At 58.9% G+C, this 14,784-nt stretch carries 16 protein-coding genes; 8 read left to right on the forward strand and 8 right to left on the reverse strand.

Features of this window, described 5'->3' with window-relative positions; all coding sequences use genetic code 11:
* The first annotated feature begins 10 nt into the window (after positions 1 to 10).
* Together mdtO and GQR96_RS20340 are read left to right on the forward strand one after the other, a co-directional pair.
* A complete protein-coding gene (gene mdtO / locus GQR96_RS20335) occupies positions 11 to 1,948 on the forward strand; it encodes a multidrug efflux transporter permease subunit MdtO (RefSeq protein ID WP_064795042.1) in 1,938 nt (645 codons plus the stop codon).
* On the forward strand, positions 1,945 to 3,393 hold the full coding sequence (locus tag GQR96_RS20340) for an MdtP family multidrug efflux transporter outer membrane subunit (RefSeq protein WP_048325651.1): 1,449 nt from the start codon (positions 1,945 to 1,947) through the stop codon (positions 3,391 to 3,393). Before mdtO ends, GQR96_RS20340 begins: the two co-directional genes overlap by 4 nt.
* A gap of 264 nt (positions 3,394 to 3,657) precedes the next feature.
* Here GQR96_RS20340 and GQR96_RS20345 read toward each other — a convergent pair whose 3' ends face one another.
* The 5 genes from GQR96_RS20345 to GQR96_RS20365 all read right to left on the reverse strand — a co-directional run bounded on the left by GQR96_RS20345 (position 3,658) and on the right by GQR96_RS20365 (position 8,272).
* A complete protein-coding gene (locus GQR96_RS20345) occupies positions 3,658 to 3,957 on the reverse strand; it encodes a DUF1889 family protein (RefSeq protein ID WP_004205347.1) in 300 nt (99 codons plus the stop codon).
* Positions 3,958 to 4,141: 184 nt separating this feature from the next.
* Entirely contained in the window at positions 4,142 to 5,695 is a 1,554-nt protein-coding gene (locus tag GQR96_RS20350) for a peptide MFS transporter (RefSeq protein WP_065905389.1), read from the reverse strand.
* Positions 5,696 to 6,166: 471 nt separating this feature from the next.
* A complete protein-coding gene (arsC, locus tag GQR96_RS20355) occupies positions 6,167 to 6,589 on the reverse strand; it encodes a glutaredoxin-dependent arsenate reductase (protein WP_043520910.1) in 423 nt (140 codons plus the stop codon).
* A 9-nt stretch (positions 6,590 to 6,598) separates the two neighbouring features.
* Positions 6,599 to 7,891 (reverse strand): arsenic transporter, encoded by a 1,293-nt coding sequence (locus GQR96_RS20360; RefSeq protein WP_050533783.1) that lies wholly within the window; start codon positions 7,889 to 7,891, stop codon positions 6,599 to 6,601.
* Positions 7,892 to 7,942: 51 nt separating this feature from the next.
* Positions 7,943 to 8,272 carry a metalloregulator ArsR/SmtB family transcription factor gene (locus tag GQR96_RS20365; RefSeq protein ID WP_004205342.1) on the reverse strand — a complete coding sequence of 110 codons (330 nt, stop codon included), beginning with the start codon at positions 8,270 to 8,272 and terminating at the stop codon, positions 7,943 to 7,945.
* Positions 8,273 to 8,491: 219 nt separating this feature from the next.
* On the opposite strand from GQR96_RS20365, the gene GQR96_RS20370 reads away from it, so the two are divergent.
* Positions 8,492 to 8,785 carry a YciI family protein gene (locus tag GQR96_RS20370; protein ID WP_004205341.1) on the forward strand — a complete coding sequence of 98 codons (294 nt, stop codon included), beginning with the start codon at positions 8,492 to 8,494 and terminating at the stop codon, positions 8,783 to 8,785.
* An 18-nt stretch (positions 8,786 to 8,803) separates the two neighbouring features.
* Positions 8,804 to 9,376: a DUF1349 domain-containing protein gene (locus tag GQR96_RS20375; protein WP_004205340.1), complete on the forward strand. Its 573-nt coding sequence runs from the start codon at positions 8,804 to 8,806 to the stop codon at positions 9,374 to 9,376.
* A 3-nt stretch (positions 9,377 to 9,379) separates the two neighbouring features.
* On the opposite strand, the gene GQR96_RS20380 is transcribed toward GQR96_RS20375, so the two are convergent.
* Positions 9,380 to 9,643 carry a hypothetical protein gene (locus GQR96_RS20380; protein WP_004205339.1) on the reverse strand — a complete coding sequence of 88 codons (264 nt, stop codon included), beginning with the start codon at positions 9,641 to 9,643 and terminating at the stop codon, positions 9,380 to 9,382.
* A 160-nt stretch (positions 9,644 to 9,803) separates the two neighbouring features.
* Positions 9,804 to 10,703, reverse strand: coding sequence for a LysR family transcriptional regulator (locus tag GQR96_RS20385; protein ID WP_004205338.1), 900 nt, complete (start codon positions 10,701 to 10,703; stop codon positions 9,804 to 9,806).
* Positions 10,704 to 10,841: 138 nt separating this feature from the next.
* On the opposite strand from GQR96_RS20385, the gene GQR96_RS20390 reads away from it, so the two are divergent.
* Genes GQR96_RS20390 through GQR96_RS20405 form a run of 4 tightly spaced genes read left to right on the forward strand, consistent with a single transcriptional unit; the run spans position 10,842 to position 13,592 of the window.
* Positions 10,842 to 11,150 (forward strand): hypothetical protein, encoded by a 309-nt coding sequence (locus GQR96_RS20390; RefSeq protein ID WP_004205336.1) that lies wholly within the window; start codon positions 10,842 to 10,844, stop codon positions 11,148 to 11,150.
* Positions 11,151 to 11,152: 2 nt separating this feature from the next.
* The gene (locus GQR96_RS20395; RefSeq protein ID WP_032456595.1) at positions 11,153 to 11,716 is read left to right on the forward strand and encodes an NAD(P)H-dependent oxidoreductase; all 564 of its coding nucleotides are present in this window, start codon (positions 11,153 to 11,155) and stop codon (positions 11,714 to 11,716) included.
* Between the two features lie 20 nt (positions 11,717 to 11,736).
* Positions 11,737 to 12,756, forward strand: coding sequence for an aldo/keto reductase (locus GQR96_RS20400; protein ID WP_004205333.1), 1,020 nt, complete (start codon positions 11,737 to 11,739; stop codon positions 12,754 to 12,756).
* 32 nt (positions 12,757 to 12,788) lie between these two features.
* On the forward strand, positions 12,789 to 13,592 hold the full coding sequence (locus GQR96_RS20405) for a carboxymuconolactone decarboxylase family protein (RefSeq protein ID WP_004205332.1): 804 nt from the start codon (positions 12,789 to 12,791) through the stop codon (positions 13,590 to 13,592).
* 247 nt (positions 13,593 to 13,839) lie between these two features.
* On the opposite strand, the gene GQR96_RS20410 is transcribed toward GQR96_RS20405, so the two are convergent.
* Positions 13,840 to 14,757, reverse strand: coding sequence for a LysR family transcriptional regulator (locus GQR96_RS20410; RefSeq protein ID WP_004205331.1), 918 nt, complete (start codon positions 14,755 to 14,757; stop codon positions 13,840 to 13,842).
* Between the last annotated feature and the right edge of the window lie 27 nt (positions 14,758 to 14,784).

A 14,784-nucleotide genomic window follows, 5' to 3' on the forward strand; every position in this document is an offset into this window, starting at 1 on the left:
GGGCGACGCGATGTTTCCTCTCGCCCATTTTTTACGCCAGGAACTGCGCGACGCACCGGGACGCGCCAGCTACACGCTGCGCCTGACGCTGAGCTGTGCGGTGCTCATCACCCTGTTCATGACCCTGCAGATCCCCTTTCTGGCCGTCGCGCTGATCGTCGTGTTCTACGTCAGCCAGCCTAACGTGTTGATGATTAAGTTAGTCAGCGTGGTCTTTTTTGTCACCGTCAGCGTGGCGCTCGGCGGCGTGCTGCTGATCATCAAGTGGACCTATGACTACCCGCTGATCCGCCTGGCGGCCTCCGTGGCGCTCTTTTTCTGCGCCATCTATCTAATGCGGGTGCTGGGCAAGCTGGGACTGGCCTTTTTCGTGGTGGCGCTGGCGGTGATTTACGCCCAAACCTTCCCGTCGATGACCAGCCAGAGCGAAATCCTGGTGCGGCTGCTGCTCTGGCTGTGGGTGGCGATTAACACCGCGATCCTCGTCACCCTGCTGGTCAACGCCTGTTTTCAGCAGGCCTTTCCCGGCAACCAGTTTAAGGCGCGTCTGGCGGAGATGCTGCAGGCGGTCGCCAGCCGGCTGGCAGACCCGGACGCTGAAGCGCCACCGACCTTCGGCGAGACCGCCGCGCAGTTCAACCAGCTGCAGTCGCTGTTCGCCCAGGCCAGCCGGGCGACGCCGGAGATCGCCGCCGATCCCCAGGCCTGGCGCTCGCGGCTGGCCGCCACCCTGCGCTGCTACCAGCTGGCGGCGCTGCTGCAAGCGGACGAGGCCGATAGCGACGATCGCCTGCGGCTGTCGCAGGCGGTGCTGCAGCTGAAGAGTGCCCTCAGCGAGGGGCCGTTTGACGGCGCTATTCCTCCCCTGGCGCTCAGCGGCCGCGGCGTCAATCGCGCCGTTCTGCAGGAGATGGCAGCCCTTCTGCAGCGGCTGGCCCAGGGTGAGCCCGTTGCTCTGCCACAGGGCGAGGTGGAGAAGCCGCCCCTGCTAGCGCCGGACGCCTGGCGCAACCCGGCGTATCTCCATTTTGCGCTCAAGACCCTGCTGGCGACGCTAATCTGCTATGTCTTCTATACCGCTGCCGACTGGCAGGGACTGCATACCATTATGCTGAGCTGCGTGATCGTCGCCCAGCCCGGGCTGGGCGCCACGATGCAAAAGACGTGGCTGCGCATCGGCGGCGCGCTGTTCGCCACTCTGCTGGCGCTGCTGTTAATCGTTTTTGTCCAGCCCTGGACCGACTCGCTGTCGGGGCTGCTGGCGATGTCCCTGCCAGTGCTGGCGCTGGCGGCCTGGATTGCCGCCGGTTCGGAGCGTATCGCCTACGCCGGGATCCAGATTGGCTTCACCTTTGCGCTGGCCTTCCTCAGCTGGTTTGGTCCGCTGACTAACCTCACCGAGCTACGGGACCGGGTGCTGGGTATCCTGCTCGGGGTGCTGGTCTCCTCCATTGTCCATTTATATCTCTGGCCGGACAGCGAAGCGCCGCAGCTGAAATCGCGCCTCGCCGGACTCTATCGCCGGCTGGCGGACTGCCTCGCCGCCCCGCACGATGCGGTGCCGCTGGCCCCTCTGTTTGTCGCCTTCACCGACAGCGAAGCGCTTATCCATCGGGTTCGCGCCGAACCGCTGGGCACGTATGCCCACCCCTGGCCCCAGGCGAAAAACTGGCCGATGCGCGCCACCCTCGCCCGGGCCGAGGAGATCGCCCGCCTCAGCGAAGGATACCGGCTCAACGCCGCGCCGGGAGACCCGACCCTGGCCCGCTGCGCCGAACAGCTGCGGCGCTACGCCGAACGTATCGAACAGGAGGCAACGGCCCCTGCCGAACCGCTGGCCACCGACCTGACTAACCCCTTTGGCCCGGCGCTGGCCGCCGCGCTGGCCACCCTGCCCGACTGGGGCCCGACACCGATAGCGACTGAGCAACAGGCTAAAACGTCATGATGATCCTTCCTTTCTCCGCGCGGCTGCGCGACACTCTCCTTACCCTGACGCTGACGCTGCTCAGCGGCTGCGCGCTGATTCAGGACGAGCCTGCCCAGGTCGCCATCGTCAATCCGCAGCAGGCCCAGCTGGCGCAGGTGATCCACCTGGCGAACAGCAACTGGCCGGCAGCCCGCTGGTGGGAGGCCTACGATGACCCTCAGCTCAATATGCTGATCAATCGGGCGCTGCAGAATTCGCCGACCATGCAGGCCGCCCGGCTGCGCATCTCCCAGTCGCAGTCTACGGTGGAACTCGCCCAGTCGGCGATGGGCCTGCAGGCCACCGCCGTCGCGGCGCAAAACCGCCTGCGGATCACCGACAAATCCTTTAGCTGGCCCTACTCCTACTCCCTGCCGGTGGATAAGAACGGTCCGTGGTATACGCTGAACACCGTTGGCGTCGGGGCACAGCTGAATATCGATCTCTGGGGAGCCGATCGCGCCCGGGTCGCCGCCGCCATTGGCGAGAAAAACGCCCGGCTGGCGGAGACCGCCGGCATTGAGCTCGACATCGCCAGCAGCGTGGCGCAGCTCTATTTCGCCATGCAGGCGACATTCCAGAAAATCGCGCTGCTGCAGGAGCTGGAGGGCATTGCCCAGTTCTCGGTGGCGGCCCACGAGCACCGGACCCAACGCGGTGTGGAGGATAGTGTGGACGTGGCCAACGCCCAGGCCGAACAGCTCGCCGCCCGCCAGCAGATCATTAGCGCCGAGGGGATGCTGACCCAGTATCGTGAAACCCTGCGGGCGCTGATCGGCGCCGATGCGCAAAGCATGCCGGCGATCCATCCGGTAGCGCTGCCTGCGCTCCAGGAGACGCTACCGCCGTCGCTCTCTTTCGAGCTGCTGGCCCGCCGCCCGGACCTGCAGGCGCTGCGCGGGTACGTGACCGCCTCCCTGAGCCAGGTCGACGCGGCGAAAGCGGCCTTCTATCCCCATTTTGATATCAAAGCGTTCTGGGGCTATAACGCCCTGAGCGTCGGGGATCTGTTTAAGTCCTCTTTCCAGCAGATCAACCTGCTGCCCGGGCTCTATCTGCCGATCTTCGACGGCGGTCGTCTGAACGCCAATCTGCAGTCGGTGCGCACCGCCAGCAATATTCTGATCAAACAGTACAACCAGGCGGTGCTGGACGCGGTTCGCGATGTCGCCATCAGCTCCAGCCAGCTTAACGACCTGAATCAGCAGCGTGCGCTGCAGCAGCTGAAGGTCACCGCGGCGCAGACCACCACCGACAGCGCTCGCGCCCATTATCAGCGCGGCCTGCTCAGCCGCTACGCCGCCGAAGAGGCCCGACGGGCGGTTCTTGCCCAGCAGTTGTTGCTGCTGGACATTGAGGCCCAGCGGCTGAGCACCGACATTACCCTGATCAAAGCCCTGGGCGGCGGCTACCGCGGCCAGTAACAAAAATGCCTTCCCCGGAGGGGAAGGCATTCAAACTGCAGCCAAAGGGCAATCTTCAGGGATTGCCCGGCGGCACTGCGCTTGCGCGGGCCTACAGCCAACCGCATAACGGTTTGATATTGCTGCCTTTCGTAGGCCGGGTAAGGCGAAGCCGCCGCCCGGCAGAAAGGCGGGCACAATAACCAAACAGGTTTGTCATCAGCAAGAATGCCTTCCCGGATGGGGAAGGCATTTAACAGAAGACGCGGGATTGATGCGCGGCGATTACACCAGGGCGCGCAGCTCTTCGCGCATGTAGGTGGAAAAGAATTCCGGATGCTTAATCACCAGCCGTTCGCCGGCGGCGACCCGTTCAGCCCACTCCGCCACTTTGTCGGTAAACCCGGCGCTCCAGCCCTGCTGCTGACCGCGCTCAGCGACATCGGCCGGGCTGGCTGGCACGCCCAGTTCTTTCAAATATTTGAGAATTCCCTTCGCGGTACTTTCATCCATAGACTGTGGTACTGGCTCAGACGTATTCATACCACCAATGAAATCCAATGCTTTATCAATGACTGCTGGCATAGGTGTGTCCTTATATTAACCACATAGTAAACCTGACTACACTATGGACCGGAAAGCGACGTGATTTCAAAGAACACGCTCACGTTATGGGACATCGCGCATTCAGAAAAGGGGATTTTGCACAGCTGAGGCGGGGGTTGGACAAAAAACAAGCCGGTCCCGGGGGACCGGCCTGGGGATCGCGTCAGGCGTTGCTGACGGATTTTTGCGCGGCGCTGGACTGACTGTTCTCCAGCATCCGGCGGACCGGGACAATCAGCACGGCCAGTACGGCGGCGCAGATCAGCAGCGCGATAGAACAGCGGGCAAAGAGGTCCGGCAGCAGCGACAGCTGATCGGCCTTCACATGACCGCCAATCAGCCCCGCCGCCAGGTTACCCAGCGCGCTGGCGCAGAACCACAGCCCCATCATCTGGCCGCGCATTCTCTCCGGCGCCAGCAGGGTCATGGTCGCCAGACCAATCGGGCTCAGGCACAGTTCGCCGAGCGTCAGCATCAGGATGCTGCCCACCAGCCACAGCGGCGACACACCGGCCCCGCCGTTGTTGAGGACGTTCTGCGCCGCCAGCATCATCAGGCCAAAGCCCGCCGCCGCGCACAGGATGCCAATGACGAATTTGGTCATACTGCCCGGACGGACGTTTTTGCGCGCCAGCGCTGGCCACGCCCAGCTGAAGACCGGCGCAAGCAGAATGATAAACAAGGCGTTAATCGACTGGAACCAGACCGAGGGGATCTCAAAACCGCCGATCATCCGGTTGGTGTAGTCGTTAGCAAACAGGTTGAAGGAGGTCGGTTTCTGTTCAAACGCGGACCAGAAAAAGGCCGCCGAGACCAGCAAAATAAAGCATACCAGCAGGCGCGCCCGCTCTTTACGGCTCAGGCCGGCGAAGACGAACAGCCAGATGAAATAGAGCGCCACGGAGGCGGCAATCACATAGACCAGCACGCTGGCCACCGCCACCGGGTTAATCACGATCGTGCCCAGGCTAATGAGCGTGACCAGCACCGCCACTCCCAGGGCCAGCGCCAGCAGCCACGCCCCAACGCCATTCTTTTTCGCCACCGGGCTGTTCCAGGTGGAATCGAGGCCAACCTCCGCGTCATAACGCTTCATCGACGGTACGGCAAAGAGACGGAAAATGATCAACGCCACCAGCATCCCGATCCCCCCGATGCCGAAGCCCCAGTGCCAGCCATGGGATTTAATCAGCCAGCCGGAGATTAACGGCGCGATAAACGAGCCGATGTTGATCCCCATGTAGAACAGCGAGAAACCACCGTCGCGGCGCGCGTCGCCTTTTTTATACAGGGTACCGACCATCACCGAGATACAGGTTTTAAACAACCCGGAACCGAGGACGATAAACATCAGGCCGATAAAGAACAGGTCGTTGCCCAGCCATGCCGACAGGGCGATCGACAGGTGCCCGAGGGCGATAAGAATCGAGCCGTACCAGACGGCGCGCTGCTGGCCTAGCCAGTTATCCGCCAGCCAGCCGCCCGGCAGCGCGGCCAGATACATACTGCCGGCAAAAATCCCGACGATCGCCGAGGCGTTCTCCCGCGCCAGCCCCATCCCGCCGTCGTAAACCGTCGCCGCCATAAACAGGATCAGTAAGGGACGGATCCCGTAAAACGAGAAACGCTCCCACATTTCAGTGAAGAACAGGGAGCCCAGCGGATAAGGATGGCCGAAAAAGGTACGGCTTTCGTTTTTATTAACAGAGGAATGCATAAATTCTCCAGAAAAGGTGCGCCGCAGCGCAAGTTAACCGTATAAAGCGGGCTGACGATTTATAATTTGTTTGTCTTAACATCAGATACGAGCATTTTTAACCATTTGATAACCATGCAGTGGTTTTGTCCAGCCCCTTACCGTTCCTTTTTAGATGAAAAGTCGACAAACATCTAGTTTTATAGATTTAATGTTCGCAAAAACGTAAACAACGTTGACATTATGCCATTGTGCAGAATACATAATTTTATTTATTAAAAACAGTAAGTTGATTGATTAACAAAGGACAAAAACCGTCGGTGCGGGCAGGGCATATAACGACAGGAAAAGTAAGGGAAACGGGCCGGAGGAGGCAGAAATAGCGCTAAGGGAGAATATTGTTAAGCCATCCAGGTGCTACCCCCGGAGAGCCAACCGTGCGGCAGGATTTACAAGGCTTGCCGGCTGCTATAGCCGGCGCCATTTTGCGCGCTATTTCACACGCTGCCCCGCCCGATCAATGACCCGCTCACCGTCTTCCTTCACGAAGGCGCCTTTTTGCGGCGCCGGCAGGATCTCCAGCACCACCTCTGACGGGCGACAGAGTCGGGTGCCCCGCGGCGTCACCACGATCGGGCGGTTAATCAGGATCGGATGCTGGAGCATAAAGTCGATTAACTGGTCATCTGTAAACCGGTCTTCCGCCAGGCCCAGCGCATCGTAGGGTTCGACGTTTTGCCGCAGCAGCGCCCGCACCGGGATCGCCATCGCGGCGATCAGCTGGCGCAGCTCATCGCGCGACGGCGGCGTCTCCAGATAATAGATAATGGTGGGCTCAGCGCCGCTGTTGCGGATCAGTGCCAGGGTATTACGCGAGGTGCCGCATTCAGGGTTATGGTAAATGGTGATGCTCATAGCACGTTCTCATGGCTGGTTGAAAGAGAGACGCAGCGCCAGCGCGGCCAGCGTCACAAGCAGCACCGGCAGGGTCATGATGATGCCGCAGCGGAAATAATAACCCCAACCGATGGTGATGTGCTTCTGCGTCAGCACATGCAGCCAGAGCAGCGTGGCCAGGCTCCCAATCGGCGTGATTTTCGGCCCCAGATCACAGCCGATGACGTTGGCATATATCATGGCCTCTTTGATCGTCCCTGTTGCCGCGCTGCCATCAATCGACAGGGCGCCGACCAGCACGCTGGGCATATTATTCATGATCGAAGAGAGGAAGGCCGACAGGATACCGGTGCCCAGCGTCGCGGCCCACAGCCCGCGCTCCGCCAGCATGTTTAGCACCGTGGTCAGATAATCCGTTAATCCGGCGTTTCGCAGGCCATACACCACCAGATACATCCCCAGCGAGAAGATCACAATCTGCCATGGGGCGCCGCGCAGCACCTTGCCGGTGTTTATCACCCGCCCGCGCTTCGCGACAGCAAACAGGATCCCCGCTCCCGGCGCCGCGATGGCGCTGACCGGGATCCCCAGCGGGTCAAGAACGAAAAAGCCGACCAGCAACAACAGCAGCACGCCCCAGCCGGTGCGGAACGTCGCCGTATCTTTTATCGCCGTGGCCGGTGCTTTCAGTAACGCCATATCCCAGGCCGGCGGGATATCCTTGCGAAAGAACAGGTGCAGCATCGCCAGGGTGGAGAGGATCGCCGCGAGATCGACCGGTACCATCACCGAAGCGTACTCCCTGAAGCCAATGGCAAAGAAATCTGCCGACACGATATTCACTAAATTCGACACCACCAGCGGCAGGCTGGCGGTATCGGCAATAAACCCGGCAGCCATGACAAAGGCCAGCATCGTTCCCTTACTGAACCCCAGCGCCCGCAGCATGGCAATCACGATGGGCGTGAGGATCAGCGCCGCGCCGTCGTTGGCAAACAGCGCCGCCACCGCCGCGCCGAGCAGGATAATCCAGGTAAACAGCAGACGACCCCGCCCTCTTCCCCAGCGGGAAACGTGTAGCGCGGCCCATTCAAAAAAGCCGGACTCGTCGAGCAGCAGGCTGATAATGATCACGGCGATAAACGTGGCGGTGGCATTCCAGACGATATGCCACACCACCGGGATATCGGCTATCTGTACGCCACCGGTGACCAGCGCCAGCGCCGCGCCAAAGGCCGCGCTCCAGCCGATCCCTAACCCCCGCGGCTGCCAGATCACCAGCACCAGGGTCAGGACAAAAATCGCACCTGCCAGCAACATCGTTCCTCCACCAATCACATTCGAAAAATCATATATGACAAGATAAATTTTTTACCGACAACCTGGCCCGTCGGTCAGTCTGCTGATCATCAGCCGCACATCGTCCTGCTGACTTAGCCAGGCCTGCTCAATCACCTGCGCCGCCCAGGCCGGCATCTGCGGAGAGAGGCGATAATGGACCCACTTACCCTGTTTTCGATCCCGCAGCAGCCCACTCTCCCGCAGCATTGCCAGATGGCGGGAGATCTTGGGCTGGGACTGGGCGAGCGCCGTACAGAGATCGCACACGCACAGCTCTCCCCGCGCCTTGAGCAACAGCACGATCCCCAGCCGGGTTTCATCGGCGAGGTTTTTGAACAGTTGCAGGGGTAATAAAGACATGGTTTCTCCTCAAGCGTGACGGACAGCATACGGGACCACGATTAAAGATCAATATACATTCGAAAATACATATATGTTTTTTTCACAGCTGCGATAAATCTCCCTGCAGTTGCAACACGCGCCTCCTGCTCAATAGCACGCAAAAATGCCGCGCTTTCTTTTATCCATCATTGAAATGTGTCAGGCTGAAGATCCCATCGGATTGACAGGGTTTTCAGGATGAGTACGATTTATGTAGTTGTTTTAACGTATATAAAACCGCTCGAAGAGATTGACAACGCGATCCCCGCCCACGTCGAATGGCTCAAAAAATGCTATGCTGACGGCCTCTTTCTCGCCTCCGGCCGCCGTATTCCTCGTACCGGCGGGGTGATTCTGGCGAAATGCGACAGCCGGGAAATTCTGGAATCGCGTCTGGGCCAGGATCCCTTCCAGCAGCTGGGCCTCGCCCATACGGAGATTATTCCCTTTGAGGCCAGCATGGCGTCGCCCGCGCTGCAGTCGCTGTTATAAGCCTGTTCCGGAGGAAAAATGCAGCCATCCTTTCACTGGATTAATGAACCTGCCGAGTGGCACCGCGATGCCGACGGCCTGACGGTGGTCACCGATAAGCATACCGACTTCTGGCGCCATACCTGGTATGGCTTCGAACGCTTCTCCGGCCATCTTTATGCCGCTGAGGTGGAGGGCGATTTTACCCTGCAGGCAAAAATCTGTGCGGATTTCACCACGCTTTACGACCAGGCCGGGCTGATGATGATGGCGGACGAGCAGACCTGGCTGAAGGCGGGGATTGAGTTTAATGACGATGCCCCGGCCATCGGCAGCGTGCTGACGTTAACCCACTCCGACTGGGCCACCGGGCTTTTCCCCGGCGACCCGCGCACTTTCTGGCTACGGCTGACCCGCAAAGGCGATGCGTTAAGGCTGCAGTATTCGACCGACGGCGAGCGCTGGCCGCTGCTGCGTCTTGGCTACTTTCCGCCAGGCCCGGTAAAAGCCGGCGTCATGTGCTGCTCACCGGAGCGCGGCGGACTGGCGGTTGCATTTCGGGATATTCAGCTTTCCCCGCCGCTGGACAAAGCGCTGCACGATCTGAGCTGAACGCTAGCGGGAAGACCCGACTTTCTCTGCATCCTGAGGGCCAGGATTGCAGGGTTCGCGGGTGCCGGGCAGGTAAAAATGGCCGTGCTTATCGGGATCGGTGCCGCCCGGGCACCCTGCCCTGCCTGAGGAGTTATCGCTACTGCCGCCGTCCGAACCGTTGCCGCCGTCGGCGCTCGATATTACCGACTGGCCGTGATGGCCATGCGCTGCAGTGGCTGAAAACGCCACCAGCGCGAACACACAGACCATTAAGCGTCTGCCCATTGCTGCCTCTCCCTTATTGAAATTCCCCGCCCATCGCGTTGACGATGGGATAAGCCGTTACACCGCGATAAAAAACTGCTTTATCCGCAGGGAGTATAGGGTTAAGGCAGAGGGAAAGACAGTGCCGGTGTCTTCAGACATTTCGCACGCAAAATAGCCTTTATGCCGCGGTATGCGCTATCAGAAAATCAATCAGGGCTTTCACCCTTTTCGTTTTACCCGCGTTTTTCGGGTAATAGAGATAAACCGGCGGATAGGTTTTCCAGTAGTCCTCCATCACCGGTAGAAACTGTTCACGATCGGGCTGTAGCCGCCAGATAGGTTCAAACAAGCGGCCAATCCCCAGTCCATGGCGGATACCGTCTGCCATGACGTCAATATCATTGCTGATTAACTGCCCCGGCATCTCCACGGTGAGTTGCTCGCCGTGGTCATTGAGGATCAGCGGCAGGATACGGTGGTTGGTAATAAAGCGATAGCCAATCAGCCGGTGATGGCTGAGATCGGCGGGCGACTCAGGCACGCCATATTCGGCCAGATAGGCTGAGGAGGCATATAACCCTTCGCGAAACGGTTTCATTAACGGGCGGGCGACCACCCCGCCTTCGAGAATATCGCCAAAGCGGATCCCAAGGTCGAATCGTTCTTCAATGATATTGACGGTACCGTCATAGACCGATATTTCCAGCTGGATCCCCGGGTATTGCTGACAGAAAGCCGCCATCGCCGGTTTAAGAATAAGCAGGTAGGCAAAGCGCGAGAGCGTAATTCTCACCGCCCCGGAGGGTTCCCGATTCTGATCGCGGAGGCTCTCCAGCGATGTTTCCAGAACCTCGACCGCCGCAGCGGTTTGCTCCAGCAACTGTTGGCCAGTTTCCGTCAGCTCGATTCGCCGGGTGGTACGCACAAAAAGCGGATGACCGATATGCTCCTCCAGCAACTTGAGGGCATTGCTAACGGACGGCGGCGTGATTTCTAATTTCCTCGCCGCGGCCGAGATATTGCCTTCGCGCGCAATGCTCTGAAAGATGCGTATTTGATTATAAAGGGCGTTATTCATAGCATCTCCTTGCGACAGTCTCGCCTGATTATTAAGTACAGGCTAAATATTCTTAAGTCAATGACCGCCTAATCTTCACTCCCTGTGGCTCGTATACTTTTGTCTCTTCCCGCTGATAACGACTTTCCGGAGACAACGATGCGAATTTTATGTCTGGATATCCCCGCGCCCGGCGCAACGCTGGAACACTATGCGCCGCACCTTACCGCGGAAGCCCTCCATGCCTGGGGGCTGTATAAATCTGGCTTTATCCGCGACATCTATTTCCGTCAGGACCGACCCGGCGTCGCTATTTTCCTCGAGTGCGACACCGTGGAAGAGGCGAATAACGTCATGGCCGAATTTCCGCTGGCGAAGGCGGGTTTATTAACCTTCGAGTGTATTCCACTCGGCTCGTTTATTAACTGGGAAAACCTCTTCTCTGCCGAATTTAAACCTCAGGAGTAACGATGAGAAAGCCTCATATCCTTATCGTTTCCGGGCATCCGGATCTTAACCATTCCATCGCCAACGCCACCATCCTCGATGAGCTGGCGACCGCCCTGCCTGATGCGGAAATCCGTCGTCTGGACTGGCTCTATCCGGACGGCAAATTCAACATCGCCGCAGAGCAGGAAAGCCTGCTGCAGGCGGATGTGATTGTCTGGCAGTTTCCCTTTAGCTGGTATGGGCTGCCCGGGTTAATGAAACAGTGGCTGGACGAGGTCTTTATCCACGGCTTCGCCCATGGCTCAACGGCGAAACTGGGTGGTAAAAAGCTGATCCTCTCCTTCACCACGGGAGCGCCACAGACGCTCTATACCGCTGACGGTTTCTTTGGCCATGCCATTGAGGAGTATCTCCTTCCCTTCGAGACCACGGCCAGGCTGTGCAATCTTGAGCTGCTGGCGCCGGTTTATACCTGCGGCATTAGCTACGCCGACCGGGATGCCGACAAAATCGCTCAGCAAAAAACGCGTGCCCGGGAACACGCGGCCAGACTGATCGCACGGCTTAAAACTCTGGTGGAATAACCCAAAGGGAGAAAATAAAGATGCAGTATACCCGGCTCGGGAAGAGTGACTTACTGGTCTCCCGCATCTGCATGGGATGTATGGGGTTTGGCGATCCGTCAACGGGCCAGCATCGCTGGACGCTGGACGAAACAGCCAGCAGGGAGATCATCCGCTACGCGCTGGAACAGGGCATCAATTTTTACGATACCGCCATCGCCTATCAGAACGGCTCCAGCGAACGGTACGTTGGCCGGGCGCTGCGGGAGATGGCAAAACGCGAGGATGTGGTGCTGGCCACCAAGTTTCTGCCACGAACCGCTGCCCAGATTGCCGGGGGGATCAGCGGAAAACAGGCGATCACCCGCTCGCTTGACCAGAGTCTGCGAAACCTCGGGATGGACTACATCGACCTCTACATTTACCACATTTGGGATTACAACACCCCGGTTATCGACGTGCTGGAGGCGCTGCATGCCGCTGTCGCCGCCGGCAAGGTGCGCGCGATTGGCATTTCCAATTGTTATGCCTGGCAGCTGGCGAAGGCGAACGCCCTTGCCGAACGCGAAGGGCTCACGTCCTTTGTTTCTGTGCAGAGCCACTACAACCTGATTATGCGTGAAGACGAACGAGAGCTGTTCGGGCTGTGCGCGGAAGATAATATCGCGATGACTCCCTATAGCGCGCTGGCCAGCGGCCGTCTCGCCCGCTTAGAAGGCCACACGCGGCGAGCGGTGGAAGATGATTATGCCCGGGGCAAATACGACCGCACGGCAGAGCAGGATCGGAGCATTATTGCCCGCGTCGCCGAACTTGCCGAACGGCATCAGGTCTCCATGACCGAAATTTCGCTGGCCTGGCTGCTGACTAAAGTCACCGCCCCGGTGGTCGGTGCCACGCAAAAGCATCATGTTGACGGCGCGGTCAACGCTGTAGCCCTTCAACTGAGCCCGGAAGAAATCCGCTATCTGGAAGAAGCCTATCAGCCGCACTTCCTCACAGGCGTGATGGCGCAAAACACGCCGCAAGCCAAAGACCATCCTCAGGTGTGGACGCGCTAACGATCCGCCCTGTGGATCGGAAAGGAGCAAATATGAAAAACGTGATTGCCGCGGCAGCCTTGTCGCTTGTGCTGTCTGATTTTGCTTATGCCAACGAACAAAGAGATGAAGCTATGATGAAAATTACCCCTTCTACCCTTACGGACGCTGATATTCAAGCGGTGTCGCCGGCGCTGGCGCGCTTCGGCCGCGAGGCCATCAGCAACGACCTCTGGCAACGTGACGCCCTGTCCGCCCGCGACCGTAGCATCGTGACCATGGCGATGCTGATTGCCCGCAACCAGCCAGGAGAGCTGAAGCACTATATTGCCGTCGCGCTCGATAGCGGCGTGACGCCAGCGGAAGTGTCAGAGATCATTACTCACCTCGCCTTCTACGCTGGCTGGCCCAATGCGATGTCAGCCGTCAGCGTCGCTAAAGCCATCTTTGAAGCCAGGGGCGTGACGGCAGAGTCCCTCCCCGCCGCGTCGCCGACGCTGCTGCCCCTCAATGAACAGGTAGAGAAACAGCGTGCAGACACCGTCGAAAAAAATGTCGGCCCCATTTCACCTGGCCTGGTTAAATTTACCGCCGACCCGCTGTTTCTCGACCTCTGGCAACGGCCCGCGCTAACGCCCCGCGACAGAAGCCTGGTGACGGTCAGCGCGTTAATCGCCGCCGGACAGAGCGCGCAGATTGGCTACCACCTAAACAGAGCCATGGATAATGGGCTTTCGGCTGAAGAGGCCGGAGAAGTGGTTGCCCAGGCGGCGTTCTACGCGGGATGGCCAAATGCGTTTACCGCTGCTCCTGTGGTCGGTGAGGTATTGCGATCGCGCGAGAGCAAAACTGAATAAAAAAGAATAAAGGACAGGGAAGCTGTCCTTTATTCGTCGTTAATTGTTAATTTAAAGGTACCACGAGGGCTTTCGATTAGGTCTCACGGAAAGAACATAAACGGTCTATCGAAGTATGGAGACTTCGATCGTGAATCTGTTCAGATCGCTCATTGAGAAAATTTCCGTTCCGTATGCCGTCATGAGTCTCATCCTTTGAAAGCAGCGATCGCTGTGGCGAGACTGTAGCGCGGACATGTCTATTTGGTCAGGCCATGACTGACCTCCCCCCACCGCATATCGCAAGAATTTGCTTTCTCAGCCAGCGGTGACCGGGGTCGCGTTCCATCCTTGGGTGCCACATCTGCGATACCGTAATACGACGGCTTTTGAACGGCAGCTCGAAAACGTGTACCTGGTCCGTTACCTGCTGATTGAGTAAATAGAGTGCGGGTATCATGGCGATAAGATCCGATTCCAGCGCCACGGACAGTGCTGTCGGAAATCCCGGTACGACGCTCGCAATTTTACGTTTTGTCCCCAGTTCGGCCAGCGCATCGTCAACGGATCCGTGCAACGCGCCCTCGGGTGACGCTACCACATGGCCCCAGGCGACATAATCACCCACGCCTATTTCTGCCTGCTTAGCCAGCGGGTGCCCTTTACGCACGACGCCAACAAACCGATCCTCAAACAGTCGTTGCAGCCGTATTTCTGGCCCCATATTACTCTGAACGCCAATCTCCAGATCAACCAGCCCTTCCCGAAGATAGCGCGACGTTTTTTCCGGCTTAGGCGCGAAGCGTATACAGACGTCAGGCGCGGCGTCGGCAACCGCTGCGATGAGCGCAGGCCCAAACGCCACTACAAAACCATCGTTTGCCCTGATGGTAAAAAGACGCGCCAGACTTCGCGCGCAGAACGTTTCCGTTGAGGGCTGCAATACTGCCCTGGCCTCGTGCACTGCACGCCTGGCGCGATCCCGGGTCGCTTCGGCCCACGGGGTCAGTACCATGTTACGCCCGGCGCGCACCAGAATCGGGTCTCCTGTGACATCGCGTAATCTGCTTAATGTTCGGCTCATGGCCGAGGTGCTGAGGTTCAGACGACGTGCCGCACCTGCGACACTCGCTTCACTCAGCAATATGTCGAGAGCTACCAGCAAATTAAAATCGGGATCAGACATTACCCTTTCTCCCAGCACATCAAGATA

This window comes from Klebsiella sp. PCX (genome assembly GCF_021869705.1).
GTDB classification, from domain to species: Bacteria; Pseudomonadota; Gammaproteobacteria; order Enterobacterales; family Enterobacteriaceae; genus Klebsiella; species Klebsiella quasipneumoniae.

What these genes read in the sequence shown, in the direction of transcription:
- mdtO (WP_064795042.1), top strand. Translation starts at nt 11, where the DNA reads ATGTTTCCTCTCGCCCATTTTTTACGCCAGGAACTGCGCGACGCACCG.
- GQR96_RS20340 (WP_048325651.1), top strand. Translation starts at nt 1,945, where the DNA reads ATGATGATCCTTCCTTTCTCCGCGCGGCTGCGCGACACTCTCCTTACC.
- GQR96_RS20345 (WP_004205347.1), bottom strand. Translation starts at nt 3,957, where the DNA reads ATGCCAGCAGTCATTGATAAAGCATTGGATTTCATTGGTGGTATGAAT.
- GQR96_RS20350 (WP_065905389.1), bottom strand. Translation starts at nt 5,695, where the DNA reads ATGCATTCCTCTGTTAATAAAAACGAAAGCCGTACCTTTTTCGGCCAT.
- arsC (WP_043520910.1), bottom strand. Translation starts at nt 6,589, where the DNA reads ATGAGCATCACCATTTACCATAACCCTGAATGCGGCACCTCGCGTAAT.
- GQR96_RS20360 (WP_050533783.1), bottom strand. Translation starts at nt 7,891, where the DNA reads ATGTTGCTGGCAGGTGCGATTTTTGTCCTGACCCTGGTGCTGGTGATC.
- GQR96_RS20365 (WP_004205342.1), bottom strand. Translation starts at nt 8,272, where the DNA reads ATGTCTTTATTACCCCTGCAACTGTTCAAAAACCTCGCCGATGAAACC.
- GQR96_RS20370 (WP_004205341.1), top strand. Translation starts at nt 8,492, where the DNA reads ATGAGTACGATTTATGTAGTTGTTTTAACGTATATAAAACCGCTCGAA.
- GQR96_RS20375 (WP_004205340.1), top strand. Translation starts at nt 8,804, where the DNA reads ATGCAGCCATCCTTTCACTGGATTAATGAACCTGCCGAGTGGCACCGC.
- GQR96_RS20380 (WP_004205339.1), bottom strand. Translation starts at nt 9,643, where the DNA reads ATGGGCAGACGCTTAATGGTCTGTGTGTTCGCGCTGGTGGCGTTTTCA.
- GQR96_RS20385 (WP_004205338.1), bottom strand. Translation starts at nt 10,703, where the DNA reads ATGAATAACGCCCTTTATAATCAAATACGCATCTTTCAGAGCATTGCG.
- GQR96_RS20390 (WP_004205336.1), top strand. Translation starts at nt 10,842, where the DNA reads ATGCGAATTTTATGTCTGGATATCCCCGCGCCCGGCGCAACGCTGGAA.
- GQR96_RS20395 (WP_032456595.1), top strand. Translation starts at nt 11,153, where the DNA reads ATGAGAAAGCCTCATATCCTTATCGTTTCCGGGCATCCGGATCTTAAC.
- GQR96_RS20400 (WP_004205333.1), top strand. Translation starts at nt 11,737, where the DNA reads ATGCAGTATACCCGGCTCGGGAAGAGTGACTTACTGGTCTCCCGCATC.
- GQR96_RS20405 (WP_004205332.1), top strand. Translation starts at nt 12,789, where the DNA reads ATGAAAAACGTGATTGCCGCGGCAGCCTTGTCGCTTGTGCTGTCTGAT.
- GQR96_RS20410 (WP_004205331.1), bottom strand. Translation starts at nt 14,757, where the DNA reads ATGTCTGATCCCGATTTTAATTTGCTGGTAGCTCTCGACATATTGCTG.